Source organism: Aeribacillus sp. FSL K6-8394 (genome assembly GCF_038008865.1).
Classification (GTDB): domain Bacteria; phylum Bacillota; class Bacilli; order Bacillales; family Aeribacillaceae; genus Aeribacillus; species Aeribacillus composti.
Genome location: NZ_JBBPAA010000001.1, coordinates 682,505 through 697,850 on the forward strand (window position 1 = coordinate 682,505; position 15,346 = coordinate 697,850).

Annotated in this window: 16 protein-coding genes; 11 read left to right on the plus strand and 5 right to left on the minus strand. The window is 38.1% G+C overall.

The features are described 5' to 3' along the window. Nucleotides 1-279 precede the first annotated feature (279 nt). Together NSR00_RS03115 and NSR00_RS03120 are read left to right on the plus strand one after the other, a co-directional pair. A complete protein-coding gene (locus NSR00_RS03115; RefSeq protein ID WP_340786923.1) occupies nucleotides 280-3,885 on the plus strand; it encodes a dynamin family protein in 3,606 nt (1,201 codons plus the stop codon). Between the two features lie 62 nt (nucleotides 3,886-3,947). Then, the gene (locus NSR00_RS03120; protein ID WP_327862924.1) at nucleotides 3,948-4,214 is read left to right on the plus strand and encodes a YpbS family protein; all 267 of its coding nucleotides are present in this window, start codon (nucleotides 3,948-3,950) and stop codon (nucleotides 4,212-4,214) included. 305 nt (nucleotides 4,215-4,519) lie between these two features. On the opposite strand, the gene NSR00_RS03125 is transcribed toward NSR00_RS03120, so the two are convergent. Together NSR00_RS03125 and NSR00_RS03130 are read right to left on the minus strand one after the other, a co-directional pair. Then, a complete protein-coding gene (locus NSR00_RS03125; protein WP_157727946.1) occupies nucleotides 4,520-4,687 on the minus strand; it encodes a hypothetical protein in 168 nt (55 codons plus the stop codon). Beyond that, nucleotides 4,665-5,084: a reverse transcriptase-like protein gene (locus NSR00_RS03130; protein WP_063389665.1), complete on the minus strand. Its 420-nt coding sequence runs from the start codon at nucleotides 5,082-5,084 to the stop codon at nucleotides 4,665-4,667. Before NSR00_RS03130 ends, NSR00_RS03125 begins: the two co-directional genes overlap by 23 nt. Before the next feature lie 353 nt (nucleotides 5,085-5,437). On the opposite strand from NSR00_RS03130, the gene NSR00_RS03135 reads away from it, so the two are divergent. Then, complete coding sequence (locus NSR00_RS03135; RefSeq protein ID WP_157728045.1) at nucleotides 5,438-5,656, plus strand: zinc-finger domain-containing protein; 219 nt, start codon at nucleotides 5,438-5,440, stop codon at nucleotides 5,654-5,656. A gap of 70 nt (nucleotides 5,657-5,726) precedes the next feature. Here the strand turns inward: NSR00_RS03135 and cspD are convergent, their stop codons facing one another. The 3 genes from cspD to metA form a co-directional block, all read right to left on the minus strand. After that, nucleotides 5,727-5,930 carry a cold-shock protein CspD gene (gene cspD / locus NSR00_RS03140; protein WP_063389667.1) on the minus strand — a complete coding sequence of 68 codons (204 nt, stop codon included), beginning with the start codon at nucleotides 5,928-5,930 and terminating at the stop codon, nucleotides 5,727-5,729. A gap of 379 nt (nucleotides 5,931-6,309) precedes the next feature. Further along, nucleotides 6,310-7,449, minus strand: a complete 1,140-nt coding sequence (locus NSR00_RS03145; protein WP_063389668.1) for a diglucosyl diacylglycerol synthase — start codon at nucleotides 7,447-7,449, stop codon at nucleotides 6,310-6,312. 60 nt (nucleotides 7,450-7,509) lie between these two features. Then, nucleotides 7,510-8,418, minus strand: a complete 909-nt coding sequence (gene metA / locus NSR00_RS03150) for a homoserine O-acetyltransferase MetA (protein WP_063389669.1) — start codon at nucleotides 8,416-8,418, stop codon at nucleotides 7,510-7,512. A 181-nt stretch (nucleotides 8,419-8,599) separates the two neighbouring features. Between metA and NSR00_RS03155 the strand changes: the two genes are divergently transcribed. The 8 genes from NSR00_RS03155 (at nucleotide 8,600) to ilvA (ending at nucleotide 15,301) form a co-directional block, all read left to right on the plus strand. Next, entirely contained in the window at nucleotides 8,600-9,073 is a 474-nt protein-coding gene (locus NSR00_RS03155) for a glutathione peroxidase (RefSeq protein ID WP_063389670.1), read from the plus strand. A 97-nt stretch (nucleotides 9,074-9,170) separates the two neighbouring features. Continuing rightward, entirely contained in the window at nucleotides 9,171-10,295 is a 1,125-nt protein-coding gene (locus NSR00_RS03160; RefSeq protein WP_340786930.1) for a conserved virulence factor C family protein, read from the plus strand. 59 nt (nucleotides 10,296-10,354) lie between these two features. Continuing rightward, nucleotides 10,355-10,789, plus strand: coding sequence for a BrxA/BrxB family bacilliredoxin (locus NSR00_RS03165; RefSeq protein ID WP_063389672.1), 435 nt, complete (start codon nucleotides 10,355-10,357; stop codon nucleotides 10,787-10,789). A gap of 371 nt (nucleotides 10,790-11,160) precedes the next feature. Continuing rightward, nucleotides 11,161-11,742: a YpjP family protein gene (locus NSR00_RS03170; RefSeq protein ID WP_340786933.1), complete on the plus strand. Its 582-nt coding sequence runs from the start codon at nucleotides 11,161-11,163 to the stop codon at nucleotides 11,740-11,742. Nucleotides 11,743-11,757: 15 nt separating this feature from the next. Further along, complete coding sequence (locus NSR00_RS03175) at nucleotides 11,758-12,273, plus strand: phosphatidylglycerophosphatase A family protein (protein WP_063389674.1); 516 nt, start codon at nucleotides 11,758-11,760, stop codon at nucleotides 12,271-12,273. Between the two features lie 207 nt (nucleotides 12,274-12,480). After that, the gene (locus NSR00_RS03180; RefSeq protein ID WP_063389675.1) at nucleotides 12,481-13,275 is read left to right on the plus strand and encodes a thymidylate synthase; all 795 of its coding nucleotides are present in this window, start codon (nucleotides 12,481-12,483) and stop codon (nucleotides 13,273-13,275) included. Beyond that, complete coding sequence (locus NSR00_RS03185; RefSeq protein ID WP_340786935.1) at nucleotides 13,272-13,763, plus strand: dihydrofolate reductase; 492 nt, start codon at nucleotides 13,272-13,274, stop codon at nucleotides 13,761-13,763. Before NSR00_RS03180 ends, NSR00_RS03185 begins: the two co-directional genes overlap by 4 nt. Nucleotides 13,764-14,032: 269 nt before the next feature. Continuing rightward, entirely contained in the window at nucleotides 14,033-15,301 is a 1,269-nt protein-coding gene (gene ilvA, locus NSR00_RS03190) for a threonine ammonia-lyase IlvA (protein ID WP_340786938.1), read from the plus strand. The last annotated feature ends 45 nt before the right edge of the window (nucleotides 15,302-15,346 follow it).

Sequence of the window (15,346 nt, forward strand, 5' to 3'; positions counted from 1 at the left end):
GTCGGTAGTACGGTTTTGATTTATAGCATTTTAATCGGATATGTTTTGAAGCGAGTCGATTCAAATTCATAAATAAATTTTTCATATATTACATAGCGGGGATTGGCAAAAAACAGTCAATCTCTTTATTTATGGGAAAACTGAGCTTTTTAACAGTCGCTTGGGAGGAAGCGAAGCGGGTTTTTTCTTGTCCAGGCTCCTGAAAATAATTTTTTTGCCTTCATTTACGGGCAATATGGTAAAATCAACATGAGGAATTGACGAAAAGGAGCCTGAGGTATGGGAAATGTAGTTGAGCAAGAACGAATCAGCAGCTTGATTCAAATATTTGAAAAGCTTCCTAAAGAAGTCAAAGCTTCCTATAAACAAAAATGGAAAGAATTAATTGAAAAAGAGATGCAGGATCAAATCCAAATTGCATTTATGGGCCATTTTTCGGCAGGAAAATCATCGCTGTTAAACAAGCTTGCAAACGGAACCATTTTGCCTTCGAGTCCGCTTCCGACCAGCTCCAATATCGTCATGCTGGCGAAAGGCGAACGTTTGACCCGTGTGCATCTGTTTAATGGCAAAATGTATGAATCGAAAGACGATTTGGATAATGAGCTGATCAGCAAGCTGTGCAAACAAGAAAATGAAATTGAAAAAGTATTTATTCAACGGCCTTATTTTACGATTCGTGAACATCTGATTTTAACAGATTCGCCGGGAATTGATTCAACGGATGACGATCATCGCAAAAGAACAGAATCGGCGCTCCATTTAGCGGATTACATCGTATATGTGACGGATTATCATCACGTTCAGTCGGAGCTGAATTTTTCTTTCTTGTCAAAGCTGAGGGAGATGAATAAACCGATCATCGTCATCATCAACCAAATTGATAAGCATCAAGAAGATGAAATACCTTTTTCAACGTTTAAAACAAACATTGAAGCCTCGCTGACAGCTATCGGAATTGAAAAGGAAAATATTTATTATACGACAACGAAATCGCCTGAGCATCCTTTAAACGAATTTAAGCAGTTAGAGGAGCGGTTAAATGGGCTAGTCGATAATAAAAAGCATTTAGTGCGAAAAAATGTATTGGAGCAGGCAAAAATTTTGCTTCAACAAATGAAGGAGGATTTGTCTAAAGAGAAAGCGGAGAGCCTTCATCTCTCATTGGATGAATGGAATCAGCTTGATCAGCTGCTTCAAAACAGCCAGCAAAAATTGTCGGAAATAGAACAGAAGCTCAAACTGATAGATGAAGACATTAAACAGTTTGAAGCAGCATTTGATCAAGAACTTGATGGTTTGTTGAGAAACGCCAATCTTATGCCTTATGATACAAGGGAAAAAGCGGCAAAATTAATTGAAACCCAGAAAAAAGATTTTAAAGTTGGTTTGTTTTTCTCAAAAAAGAAAACAGAAGAGGCAAAACGAAATGCACTTATTCAATTTTATGAAGAGCTGGCCAAAAATGTGGAATCGCAAATTGTATGGCACATCATCAATATGGCGAAAAAATATTACGAAAAGCATCATATCGACCAACCTTCTCTTTTACAGCAAATATTAAGCTTTTCGATCGAATTTGATGAAAATATGCTGCTTGACGTGATCAAACCAGGGGCTGAATTAAACGGTCAATATGTGCTCCAGTATGGGAAAGATGTTTCAAATGCTGTACAGCAATTGTGCAAACGAGAAGCTCAAAGCTTGCGCGATCACATGATCAAAGCGTTACACAAGATGAATCAAACAGAAAGAGAACGGATGAAGCAGGAGCGGGAACAGCTTACAGTCAAACTGATGCAAATGTCTAAAGCGATTGATGAGAAAGAACAATTTATGAATGAGTTTAAACAGCTTTCCGACATATTAAATGGTCAAGGAACTGTTGACAATATCGATATCGAGCGATGGAAAGCCGAACATCTGCAAAAACAAATCATGGAATGGAATTCTCTTCAATTCCTTATTTCGAATGAAAAGCAAAGAAAAGATAAAAAAATAGAGAAAAAAGAAACCGAACGAAAACATGAAGCGGCGAAGAAAGATCAAATGATAAATAAGCTGCAAAAAGGGATTGAAATTTTAAATGAGACTGGGCTGGAGCATTCAGCCACCCGCTTAAAAGAAAAACTTTCTCAAATTGAGAACCGCTCCTTTCAAATTGCAATTTTTGGCGCGTTTAGTGCAGGAAAATCGAGCTTTTTAAATGCCTTGATTGGTGAAAAAATTTTCCCTTCCTCGCCAACTCCAACAACCGCTGTTATCAATAAATTAACCGGTGTTAAAGATGGCAAAAAACACGGGGATGTGGAAGTAGTCTTTAAAAATGAGCAGCAAATTTTAGAAGAAATTAATGAATTGCTAGCACCGCTTTCTCTTAAGGCGGAGCGATTTTCCGGTTTGCGCGAAGCGATGCTTCAAGCAATGAAACGAACGGAAGATGAAATGGTTCAACGAAGGCTGAACACCTTTTTAGAAGGAATCTCATTTTATGAAAAAGAAGATCAAAAAGTGAAATGGATCAAGGCAGATGAGCTTGAGTCATTTGTTGCAAAAGAAGAACGGTCATGTATGATTCAGGATGTAACGATTTATTATGATTGTGATCTGACTAGAAAAGGGATTACTCTTGTTGATACTCCAGGTGCGAGTTCATTTCACGGCCGGCATACAGAACTTGCTTTCCAATATATAAAACATGCGGATGCCATTATCTTTTTAACTTATTACAACCATCCATTTTCAAAAGGAGATCAGCAGTTTTTGGATCAGCTTGGTCTTGTAAAGGACGCCTTTACGTTAGATAAAATGTTTTTTATCATCAATGCAATTGATTTGGCGGAACATGATCAAGATGCAGAAGATGTTCGAAATTATGTCGAGCAAATGTTATTGTCCCATTCAATCCGAGAGCCGAAGCTTTTTCAAGTTTCAAGCTTACAGGCATTGGAAAAGAAAAAGATTTCAAAGGTTCGAGACGAGTTTCCGCATTTTCTCAAGTCGTTTGAACATTTTATCCATCATGAATTGATGACCGTTTTAATTCAAGCGGCTGAACATGAATTTCAACAGGCGGTCTCAGAACTTTCAGATATGATCAAGCTTTTGGAGCTTGATGAAAGCGAACGCGATCAGAAAATTCGCGAATTGAAGGATCAGCTCAATCGCATGCAGGAATTAATTCGTACGCAATCAGTTGACGAATACGTTATAACATTCCAGCAGGAAACGGAAGAATTGAACTATTACGTAAAACAGCGGCTTCTTCATAAACTTCCGGAGCTGTTTAAAGAGGCGTATCATCCTGGCAAATTTACAAACAGCACAAAGGGAGAAGCAGCTATTTTAATGGATTGTTTTAACGAAATGATAGAAGGACTGAATATTCAGCTCCAGCAGGAAATGAACGCTACAACACTTCGTATTGAAAATTATTTAAACGGAATATTGCAAAAAATCAATCAGAACCTTTCCGACATGGTTGCTAAACAATGTGAAGCAGTTCCATTTTCAAATATAGAAGAGGTTCAATGGGAAGAAATCCGGATCCAAGTTTCCGTTTTCCCTTACATTCAATTTGATGTTTCAAAAGCACATAAAGTGTTCCGAAATACGAAATCATTTTTCGAGCAGAACGAAAAGCAAAAGCTGTTTGATATTCTAGAACAGAATTTGAAAGATACGATTGACATATCGGTGAGAGCTTTTGAAGAGCATCTGGCTCGCCATTACGAAGCATTATTGAAAAAGGAAATCAAACAGCTGAAAGAAAAAATGATTCATGAAGGGGAACAATTTATTCAAGCTAGATTAAAAACGTTGACAGCTCCAAATGATGTACAATGGATGAAAGAAAAATTCAATGATTTAACATCGCTTTTATAAAGAGGGGCAGAAGCTCCTCTCTTCCTATGAGAGCTCGAACTTAAAAATTAGGGGGAAAAAAGATGGCAGAAGTACATAAAGAGATAACAAAGCATTCAAACCGCCAGCACGAGATCGTGAAAAGGTTTTTGCATCTAGAAGAAAAACGGGAGCAGGCAATCGATGAAGCTGTAATGCTTTGCGAAAAGGGGCTTCATTTTTCCGTGCAAACGATTAACGAAATTACAAAAGAAATGAATGAGCTGGCCAGAGCAACCGGAATCGTTCCGCAGCGAAAATACGTAACGGAAGAAATGGTAAAAGAATATGTAAGTCGGAAGCAAAGCTGAAAGGAACTGGTTGACCCAGTTCCTCATAACATTTATGGAAGAGTCTTTATTTTCTGGATGCTAACAGAACGTGCAAAATGGTTTGTGGAAATGTTTTTTGCCGGGAGAAGCCGCAAAAACCAAGCTCATCCCTCTGATCAAAAAGCGGATGATCTCATGGGGCCCCGCTCTTGATGGAACGCTCATAAACGTTGTTAGTTTATTGTGTTCTAATACATTAAAGGTCCCGGTGAATGTTCACAAACGTTGTTAGTTTATCGCGCTAATACATTAAGGTCCCGCTGAACGCTCCGAACGTTGTTAGTTTATTGCGTGCTAATACAATAAAGGGTTCCAATGAAAGACCAGAACGTTGTTAGTTCTTCTTCAATAATATGAGTTAACACATAAAGCCCTCCGAACGATAAAAAATGCTGTTTCCAAATATAAGCAACGCGAAAAAACTTAAAATCAGCCGCTTGTTGTTCCTTCATGATCAATCCCTTTTTGAAGCTGCAATGCTTTTTTGGCTAATTCATCAGCCGTTTTGTTTTGCTTTTCGGGAATCCATTTAATAAAAAACAAATCCAATTGATCGATGAGCTTTAACGCTTCTTGAAGATGGCTGTTATAGCGTTGATTTTTTGCATAACGTTTAAGCACTGCTTGCTCCACTGCCTGTGAATCGGTTCTGAAAGAGACGATCTTATATCCTTTTTCAAGGCAGATCATAAGTCCTTTGACTAATGCAGCAAATTCAGCTTCATGATTATCCATGACGCCAAGGGGGAAAAAATATTTTTCTTGAATGTTCGTTCCTTTTATATAAATACCGGCGCCGGAAAGTCCGGGATTTCCTTTTGCCGCACCATCTATGTAGACTTCTACCAATCAATTTCACTCCCTTAGAGGAATTTTTTTAAAAATGAAGAATATAACATGTCATCAAGATCATGATAAGGATGAAAAAAGCTTAAAATAGATGTGAGGAGCTTTTGATCTTATTAAGTAAAACATCTATTTGACTGCCTTTTTCTTTTCAAAAAAATCGATGTGATTATACCATACAATTCGATCAATGTCTGTAAAAACCCTTTTGAGTGAATCGGTTGCAAGGTTGAACAGAATATGGTATAAAAAATTAGTCTCTTCAATTGAGAATGCGAAAGATACATTTTCGAGAAAGTACAATCTCTTTTTGTGAAACAGCATAATGATAAATAAAAAACAGTGGAGATGGAATGATGAAAGATCGTGCGGCTATATTTGAAAAAGTGACTGAATTAATGGATGAATATTGCGTAAATTGTTTTTTAAAAGCTCATTTTCGAAAAGAATACGGAAAAACATATGCCCATTCATTTTGTATTAATAAATGTACGGTGGGACAGCAAATTAAAGAGCTGGGGAAAAATTTGAGGGGGACACGCAAGCGCGGCGATCGAAAATTCAGTAATAAATAAAAATTCCGAAAATAAAAAATAAAAAGAGGCAAAAGCCTCTTTTTATATTTGAAGATCAAATGATCATCGATTATAATTTTACAACGTTCGCTGCTTGTGGTCCACGATTTCCTTGGACAATTTCAAAAGATACCGCTTGACCTTCTTCTAAGGTTTTGAAACCTTCTCCTTGAATTGCAGTGAAGTGGACAAAAACATCGTCTCCGCCTTCAACTTCAATAAAACCATAACCTTTTTCATTGTTAAACCATTTTACTTTACCATTTTGTTGCATATTTCGATTTCCTCCTAATACTTTCCGCACAAAGCCGTGCTTAAAAAATTTTTTATCATTTAACAGGAATATAATGCAACAAGCAAGGTCTCAAAACCTTAGGCTGCCTATATTCAGCTAAATGATATATCTACTATACACTAACCAATTATTGAAAGTCAAGTTTATTCCAATGATTCGAATTTTTGTCAAAACGCTAAGATGGAAATTGATTGGGAATAAATCAGCTTAATTGCCGGCTACATGACAAGGATGCTTTCACCGTGAAAATCGGTGCTGTTTTCTCGCAAAAAAAAAGCATTTTCCAGGTAATACGAGGAAGTTAATACGATAAAGCGACATCATTTTATAAAAAAACGAATGTCTTATTGACACTCGTTTATGAAATATGTTCATGAATATATTTAGACATTCGTTCACTTTCTAACTTTATGTCGTCTAAAATGGTGTCCACAGCGTTTGGATGGTACAGTTGAAAAATATTTTTACGCATTCGTTTTAATTTATCAGGTGAATGCAATAATTTGTTCACCTCATCAATCATATCAGATACATTGTTGACGATGACCGCAGCGCCGTGTTTTGCAAAGAATTCCGCGTTTTCTTTTTCCTGCCCAGGAACCGGGTTGTATAAAACGAGAGGAACCGAAAGGGAAGAAGCTTCTGTTAACGTAATTCCTCCGGGTTTTGTAATCAACAAGGAAGCAATTCGAAACAGCTCGTCCACTCTTTCGACGTAACCCAAAACTTTCAATTGATCTCTGCTTGCTTTAGCAAGAGGGGCTAAGCGGTCTTTGAGCGCATGATTGTTTCCGCATACAACAACGGTTTGGACGTTTTCTGAATAGCGCATCGCTTCGCAAATTTCTTTCACATTTTTTAAGACGCCGTGAGCACCTGCCATAATAAGCAAAATATGTTTGTTCTCACTTAATCCATATTTGCGGTACAACGGTTCTATCTCAATATTTTCTTCAAATCGGCTGCGTATAGGAATTCCGGTAACTTTTACGTCTTTTTCGTCGATCCCTAAGCTGAGAAGTTTTTCTTTTACATCTTCACATGCAACATAATATTTATCTATGTTTTGATGCACCCAAATTTTATGTAAACAAAAATCTGTCATGACATTAAAGGTCGGAATCACGTGACCGGTGCGTCTCCGGTATTCGGGTACGACGATCATTGGAAACGTATTGATGATGATATCGGGTTTTTCAGCAGCAATCACTTGTTCAAGTTTTTTTCTGCCCATTGTGTAATAAACATTCATGACTCGTTTATTGTACATTTTATCTACACCATAATAAAACAAACGGTAAAACTGTTTTCCAAACGAAAAGCTCTTTAAATACAGGTATTTTGTGAATTCAGTAATGAGTGGATGAGACTCTTGATATAGATCGCAAACGATGACGTCCATACCCCGTTCCATACATCGCTTTTCCAGCGTCTTTGCCACTTGAATATGCCCGTTTCCGTACTTTGCTGTCAAGATCAAAATTTTCTGCTTATTCATAAACGATTTCATCACCTCAATTTCAGAACGTCGTATTTTAATCCGACCAGGTTGCTATTATTATTCCCAAATATAAGGAGTTTCTTGATATACATAATAGTTAAGCCAGTTGACAAACAGCAAATTCGCATGTGACCGCCAGCGATTGTAAGGCGATTTCGTCGGGTCGTCATTAGGGAAATAATTTTTTGGGATTTCGATGTCAAGTCCTCTCGCCAAATCTCGTTCATATTCATCTCTTAATGTTGTTGCATCATATTCAGGATGTCCGGTTAAAAAAATAAATCTCCCGTCTTTCGAAGAAATAAGACATACACCCGCTTCATCCGAATAAGACAAAATCTCTAAATCTTTTTGTTTTTTCACTTCTTCCACATCGATGTCCGTATGGCGAGAATGGGGAACGTAATAGATTTCATCGAAACCTCTTAACAGCTTGACGGAAGGATCTGATATTTTATGTTCAAAAACGCCGAAGCATTTTTTCGGCAGCATATATTTATCGATGCCGTAATGATAGAATAGGCCTGCTTGAGCACCCCAACAAATATGCAAAGTAGATGTCACATTTTCTTTCGTCCATTCAAAAATGTTTGTCAACTCTTCCCAATAATTAACAGCATTAAAAGGCATTTTTTCAACAGGAGCCCCTGTTACAATCAACCCGTCGAATTTTCGATGCTTGACCTGATCAAACGTTGTATAAAATTGTTCTAAATGCTGCTTTGCCGTTGTTTTTGGCGTATGGGTTTTCGGACGCAAAAACGTGATATTAACTTGAAGCGGAGAGTTTCCTAAAAGTCTGAGAAGCTGGGTCTCCGTTTTTTCTTTTTCTGGCATTAAATTTAAAATGGCAATATTTAATGGACGGATATCCTGAGTGTAAGCCCTTTTTTCATCCATCACGAAAATGTTTTCTTTCTCCAATATTTCTTTTGCCGGCAAATTTGCTGGTATATTAATTGGCATGTATGTGCACCTCCGGAATGTAATCGAAAAACAAAAAAATGAATCATGTGCAGAGCGAAACAGAACATGATCAGACTAAGTTTTGCTAATATTATAGATAGTTTAAAATGATATTTCAATTTTAGATTTGTTATTATTATGACTGTAATGTAAAATCAACGTAAATGGAGGGGGAGGCGTGATGACTGTTTATGACTTTGATGTAAAAACCGCAGATGGGCAAACAATATCACTATTACAGTATAAAGGAAATGTCATGCTCATTGTCAATACTGCAAGTTATTGCGGCTTTACGGAGCAATACAAAGATTTGCAAAATTTATATGAAACATACAAAGAAAAAGGATTTGTCGTACTGGCGTTTCCGTGTAATCAGTTTGGCAATCAGGAGCCGGGAACGGACGAAGAAATCCAAACATTTTGTGAAAATTATGGTGTGACATTTCCGGTCTTTTCAAAAATTGATGTGAGAGGCCCGAATGCCCATCCTTTATTTGTGTACTTGACCGAACAAATTCCAGGCGTGTTTGGAACAAAGATGATTAAATGGAATTTTACAAAATTTTTGATCGACCGCGACGGCAATCCGGTAGAGCGATTTGTTCCGCAAACAAATCCGAAAGACATCGCTCCTTATATCGAAAAGCTTTTGTAAATTCTCCATTATTTCACTGCAAGTGCTTTTGGAAAGAATTTTGCAGACCGGCATGTTAAAATGGAACTAGCTAAGAGGAAGTAGGGAGTGACATCTTGTGAACATTAAGTCGATTGAACCAACCCCAAGCCCTAATACAATGAAAGTAATTCTCGACCAAGAACTTCCAGCAGGTAAAAGGAACAATTATAAAAAAGAAAATGCTCATGAAGCCCCAAAGGAAATCCAATCCATTTTAGCAATTGAAGGGGTGAAAGGGGTCTATCATGTTGCAGATTTTATGGCCATTGAACGAAACAGCAAATATCATTGGAAGGATATTTTATCAGAAGTAAGAAGCATTTTCGGCGAACAGGTTGAAGATAACAGCCAGGACGCCTATTCTCCTGAAGAAGGATATGGCGAAGTAAAAGTGTTTATTCAAATGTTTCACGGCCTGCCGATGCAAGTAAAGCTGACAGACGGACATGAGGAGCACCGCTACGGGCTGCCTGAACGCTTCCGAAACATGATCATGGAAGTTCAAAAGCATGCGAACAACGTTGTTTTAGAAAGGGAATGGAAGGAGCATGGCGTCCGCTACGGAGATTTGGATGCAATCGGCCAAGAGGTTGTCGATGAAATATCAGCAGCCTATCCGGATGACAGGCTAGAACGCATAAAAAATAGAATCATTCATCAAAAGGATGAAAAGGAAACGTTTAAGCGATTCAGCTACAAAGTAACGGTTGACATGCTTGATGATCCTGATTGGCAAAAGCGGTTTGCCCATTTGGAGCAAATGGATCCAACGCTTGAAGATTTAGATGTGCTGGAAAAAGCGTTGAATGATGAGAAGGCATCGATACGAAGACTTGCAACGGTCTATTTAGGAATGCTCGAAGATCCGGCTGTCCTTCCTTTGCTCTATAAAGCGTTAAAAGATAAAAGCGTTACTGTTAGAAGAACAGCAGGTGATGCGCTATCTGACATCGGGGACAAAGCGGCTATTCCTGAAATGGCGAAAGCATTGAAGGACAAAAGTAAACTTGTTCGCTGGCGGGCAGCCATGTTTTTGTACGAAGTAGGAGATGAATCTGTTTTAAAGGAACTGAAGGAAGCGGAAGACGATCCAGAATTTGAAGTGAAAATGCAAATAAAGATGGCAATAGAAAGGATCGAAAAAGGAGAAGAAGCAAAAGGATCCGTTTGGAAGCAAATGACCGAAAGCCGGCAAAAGTAGCATATTTCTGTTTCATAAACGAATAATGTTAAATATAGTAAAAATTAGGGGGATTGAAAATGTCAATGGCTTATGAAGAGTATATGCGTCAGCTCGTTCAACCGATGAGAGATGAGTTGACAAATGCTGGATTTCGTGAATTAGTTACGCCTGAAGAGGTGGATCAATTTATGGAATCAGCGGAAGGGACAACGCTCGTCTTTGTGAATTCCGTTTGCGGCTGCGCAGCGGGACTTGCAAGACCAGCGGCAACACAAGCTTTAGTAAGAAGCGAAAAAACTCCTGACCATCTCGTAACAGTTTTTGCGGGTCAAGATCGGGAAGCGACGGCAAAAATGAGGGAGTATTTTATCGGTTATGAACCGTCGTCGCCGTCAATGGCTCTTTTAAAAGGAAAAGAAGTTGTCCATTTTATCCCAAGACATGACATTGAAGGCAATACGCTGGAAGGAGTTATGGAAAATCTTCTTCAAGCATTTGAAAAGCATTGCTAATGATATTCAGCTTCTTAAAAGTAAAAGCTCATGGTCTTCCATGAGCTTTTAGTCTGTAAGTTCCATTACAATTAAATATGCAAGTGTAATAAAGCTACCTATTATGAACATTGCATCATACATATGTACTTTCCTCCAATCAACTAGAAAAAATTTTGCAGGATGAGTTGAACGGTCATTTTCTGCCGGTTTCCCAAATTGTCGACTTCCGATCTGCTGCCTCCAACTTCTGATTTTTATTTTACCCTTTTTTCTCGTTTTTTTGAACCCATTTCTTTTCAGTCAAAAAACTCTATCAAATATCTATTTTGATTAAAATATGATAGAATGATAGTATCGTTTGTTCATTTGGCGGAAAGGATGTTGGGAACTTGAAAAATTGGATTCGAAAATCGCTTGTCGTTTTATTTACACTCGCAACATTCGGGCTTGTAGCGCCTCCGTCCGCCTTAACCGTCAATAAACAGGCTCCTGACGCAAACTATACACCGGAGGCCGAAGAGAAAAAACTATTACTGCATCGTGATTCACAAGATCAGTCAGCAATAGAACAGCCAAACATTGTCGATCAATTTTTGTTTGAAGCGGAAAAACAATCATTTGAAAAATTCGGCAAAAAAATCAGCGGTGTGATAGAAGATGAGTTTCGCAACTTAGTTTTGCCGCAAATGGAAGAAGTGATCAAAACCTTCTTGGCAACGGAGAAGGAAAAATTTGCAGATTTGGCTATATCCCAAAAACCTGCGAATGGAAAAGGAGAAAAAATTTTTCACATTTATGATCGTACGAGCGGAAAAGACTTGATACGATTTCATGTTCGCGTCGATCATCCGCCAAAACAAGGCTATTGGTTTGATTTTCATTACCATACATACCATGATCACTTTCAAACCCATTATGCATTGGGGAAAATTTATTGGGACACAAACACACCTCCAAATTGGATGCAGTAAAGGAAGTGATTGAATATGGCGTATTCACTTGAAAAGCTCCAAAAAAAAGCGATTGAATTGTTGGAAGATCGGGGAGTAACATTAAAAGACATTGGACAAATCGTGTTGGAGCTGCAAAAAAAATACATTCCCGATCTGTCTCTTGAAGAATGCACATACCATGTTGAAAAGATTTTAAGAAAACGAGAAATCATTCATGCTGTCTTGACAGGAATTGCTTTAGACAAGCTTGCGGAACAAAAATTGCTTCCTGAACCGCTTCAGCAAATTATCGAATCAGATGAACCGCTATATGGAATTGATGAAATTTTATCGTTATCGATTGTAAATGTTTATGGGTCAATTGGATTTACGAATTATGGCTATTTAGACAAAGAAAAATTTGGAATCATCAAAGAGCTGAACAATAGCCATGACGGGAAAGTCAATACATTTTTAGACGATATCGTGGCAGCCATTGCTGCAAGTGCAGCTAGCCGCATTGCTCATAATAACGAAGATGTAAATGATAAGCTGGAAGAGATAAAATAATTTCAGAAAGTGTGCAGCGGGAAATAATTGGCGATTCGCCAATTTTTCCATTTTTAAAGATGGAGATTGCAAAAATAAGCTGCATGAGACGGCTTTTTCGATCCGGATTTTGAAAAAAATTTTTCGTTTGACAAACGGTTTAATAGCAATGAGAGAACGAGCCGATTGTAAACTAAAGTAACATTTCAACTAAAGGATGTGTCATCAATGGAACAATACTTAAATTTATGCAGACATGTGCTTGAGCACGGGGTTAAAAAACAGGATCGGACGGGAACAGGAACCATCAGCACATTTGGATATCAAATGCGTTTTGATTTGGCTAAAGGGTTTCCTCTTGTTACGACGAAAAAAATTCATCTAAAATCGGTCATTTATGAGCTGTTATGGTTTTTAAAAGGTGATACAAACGTAAAATATTTACAAGAACACGGCGTCCGAATTTGGAACGAATGGGCAGATGAGAACGGCGACTTGGGCCCCATTTACGGCTACCAATGGCGTTCGTGGACAGGTGCAGACGGAAATACCATCGACCAAATCTCAAATGTAATTGAACAAATTAAAACGAATCCACATTCACGGCGATTGATTGTAAGTGCTTGGAACGTCGCTGATTTAGATAAAATGGCCCTCCCGCCGTGTCATGCGTTTTTCCAATTTTATGTTGCGGAAGGAAAGCTTTCGTGTCAGCTTTATCAACGATCCGCAGACCTTTTTTTAGGTGTGCCGTTCAATATTGCTTCCTATGCGCTTTTAACGATGATGATTGCTCAAGTTTGCGACTTGGAGCCCGGGGAGTTTATCCATACATTCGGCGATGTTCATATTTATAACAACCATATTGAGCAAGTAAAATTGCAGCTGACGAGGGAGCCGCGGCCTCTTCCGACAATGAAATTGAATAAAGAGGTAAAATCCATTTTTGATTTTACTTATGAAGATTTCACACTGGAAGGGTATGATCCTCATCCTCACATTAAAGGTGAGGTGAGTGTATGATTTCCTTTTTGTTTGCGATGGATAAAAACTGGCTGATCGGAAAGGACAATAAGCTTCCTTGGCATCTTCCGAATGATTTAAAATATTTTAAAGAAACAACGATGAACAAAAAGATCGTCATGGGCCGTAAAACCTTTGAATCGATTGGACGGCCCCTTCCCGGAAGAGAAACGATTGTGTTAACAAAGAATGAAAAGTTTTCTTCTGAAGGCTGTCTCGTTTTTCATTCGATAAATGAATTTTTGCAATTTGCCCAAAACAATAAGGAAGAAGAAATGTTTGTAATTGGCGGAGCGAAGATTTTTGAAGCGCTGCTTCCGTTTGCCGATCGACTCTATGTAACAGAAATTGAGGGGGAGTTTGAAGGCGACACATATTTTCCAAAAATTGATTTTTCTGAATGGAAGCTTATTTCCCAAAAAGATGGAGTAGTTGATGAAAAAAATGTTTATCCGCACCGCTTCCTTGTGTACGAGCGAAATAAATAAGAACGGTCTGAGTCAATTTGAAGTCAAGGAAGCATTGCTTCTTTCGCCGGCTTCTATAGGACATTAAAAAAGGCGCTCAAGCGTCTTTTTTAGTTGTGCCATATCTTGCAAGTAATACATATAAGAATCATATAATTTCACATGTAAAATTGGATTCATTCGGTCAAAAAAGCCGATTTCTAAATAAAAACAATAGATGTAATTTTATTTTTATTTGAATCGTGTTATAATTTAAAAATTAAGAAATTGTTTAAGGGCAGGGATGTACGATGACGAATTTGACAAAAGTTGAAGCATTCGTCCAAGTAGAAGATATATTAAAAGCGCATCAATCATTAAAGGATGTTGTGACACATACTCCATTGGAATTTAACCAAAGATTATCTGAAAAATATGGTTGCCGGGTATACTTGAAAAGGGAAGATTTGCAAGTTGTACGCTCTTTTAAAATAAGAGGAGCTTACAACAAAATGAAACATTTGACTCCTGAGGAAACGAAAAATGGGGTTGTCTGTGCAAGTGCTGGAAATCATGCGCAAGGAGTCGCATTTTCGTGCAGAGCGTTAAAAGTGCATGGAAAAATTTTTATGCCTTCCACAACTCCAAAACAAAAAATATCTCAGGTGGAATTGCACGGAAGAGAGTACATTGAAATTGTGTTGACAGGCGATACATTTGATGATGCGTATAAAAAAGCGCTTGAATGCACCGAAAAAGAAAACCGTACGTTCATCCATCCGTTTGACGATAAAGATGTCATTGCGGGCCAAGGCACCATTGCTGTAGAAATTTTAAATGACAGCGACGAGCCAATTGATTTTTTGTTTGCTGCTATCGGCGGCGGAGGGTTAATGTCTGGCATCGGCACATACTTTCAAAGCGTATCGCCGGAAACAAAATTAATCGGCACGGAACCTTCCGGCGCACCAGCTATGGCGAAATCACTCGAAAAAGGCGAAGTAGTCGAACTGGATGAAATTGAAAAATTTGTGGATGGAGCGGCGGTCCAGCGGGTAGGAAATCAGACATTTTCCATTTGCCGAACAATTTTGGACGATCTTTTACTTGTGCCGGAAGGAAAAATTTGTACAACGATCTTGAACTTATATAATGAAAATGCAATTGTAGCAGAACCAGCAGGTGCGCTTCCAATCGCAGCGCTTGATTTTTACAAAGATCAAATAAAAGGAAAAAATGTCGTTTGCATTCTTAGCGGAGGCAATAACGATATTGAGCGCATGCAGGAAATTAAGGAGAGATCCTTAATTTATGAAGGCTTGCAGCATTATTTTATCGTTAATTTTCCGCAGCGTGCGGGTGCTTTACGGGAATTTTTAGATGAGGTATTAGGTCCGACGGATGATATCACTCGCTTTGAATACACGAAGAAAAATAATAAAGACAGCGGTCCTGCGCTTGTCGGCATCGAAGTCAAGCATCGGGAAGATTACCGCGGATTAGTCGAAAGAATGAAAAAGAAAGGTTTTCCTTTTACAGAGGTTAACAAGGACAGCAACTTATTCAATTTGTTAATTTAAAATATTTTTGTATATGACAAATTTTTGCAAAATTCGCTCCTATTT

What these genes read in the sequence shown, in the direction of transcription:
- NSR00_RS03115 (WP_340786923.1), top strand. Translation starts at nt 280, where the DNA reads ATGGGAAATGTAGTTGAGCAAGAACGAATCAGCAGCTTGATTCAAATA.
- NSR00_RS03120 (WP_327862924.1), top strand. Translation starts at nt 3,948, where the DNA reads ATGGCAGAAGTACATAAAGAGATAACAAAGCATTCAAACCGCCAGCAC.
- NSR00_RS03125 (WP_157727946.1), bottom strand. Translation starts at nt 4,687, where the DNA reads ATGAAGGAACAACAAGCGGCTGATTTTAAGTTTTTTCGCGTTGCTTAT.
- NSR00_RS03135 (WP_157728045.1), top strand. Translation starts at nt 5,438, where the DNA reads ATGAAAGATCGTGCGGCTATATTTGAAAAAGTGACTGAATTAATGGAT.
- cspD (WP_063389667.1), bottom strand. Translation starts at nt 5,930, where the DNA reads ATGCAACAAAATGGTAAAGTAAAATGGTTTAACAATGAAAAAGGTTAT.
- NSR00_RS03145 (WP_063389668.1), bottom strand. Translation starts at nt 7,449, where the DNA reads ATGAATAAGCAGAAAATTTTGATCTTGACAGCAAAGTACGGAAACGGG.
- metA (WP_063389669.1), bottom strand. Translation starts at nt 8,418, where the DNA reads ATGCCAATTAATATACCAGCAAATTTGCCGGCAAAAGAAATATTGGAG.
- NSR00_RS03155 (WP_063389670.1), top strand. Translation starts at nt 8,600, where the DNA reads ATGACTGTTTATGACTTTGATGTAAAAACCGCAGATGGGCAAACAATA.
- NSR00_RS03165 (WP_063389672.1), top strand. Translation starts at nt 10,355, where the DNA reads ATGTCAATGGCTTATGAAGAGTATATGCGTCAGCTCGTTCAACCGATG.
- NSR00_RS03175 (WP_063389674.1), top strand. Translation starts at nt 11,758, where the DNA reads ATGGCGTATTCACTTGAAAAGCTCCAAAAAAAAGCGATTGAATTGTTG.
- NSR00_RS03180 (WP_063389675.1), top strand. Translation starts at nt 12,481, where the DNA reads ATGGAACAATACTTAAATTTATGCAGACATGTGCTTGAGCACGGGGTT.
- NSR00_RS03185 (WP_340786935.1), top strand. Translation starts at nt 13,272, where the DNA reads ATGATTTCCTTTTTGTTTGCGATGGATAAAAACTGGCTGATCGGAAAG.
- ilvA (WP_340786938.1), top strand. Translation starts at nt 14,033, where the DNA reads ATGACGAATTTGACAAAAGTTGAAGCATTCGTCCAAGTAGAAGATATA.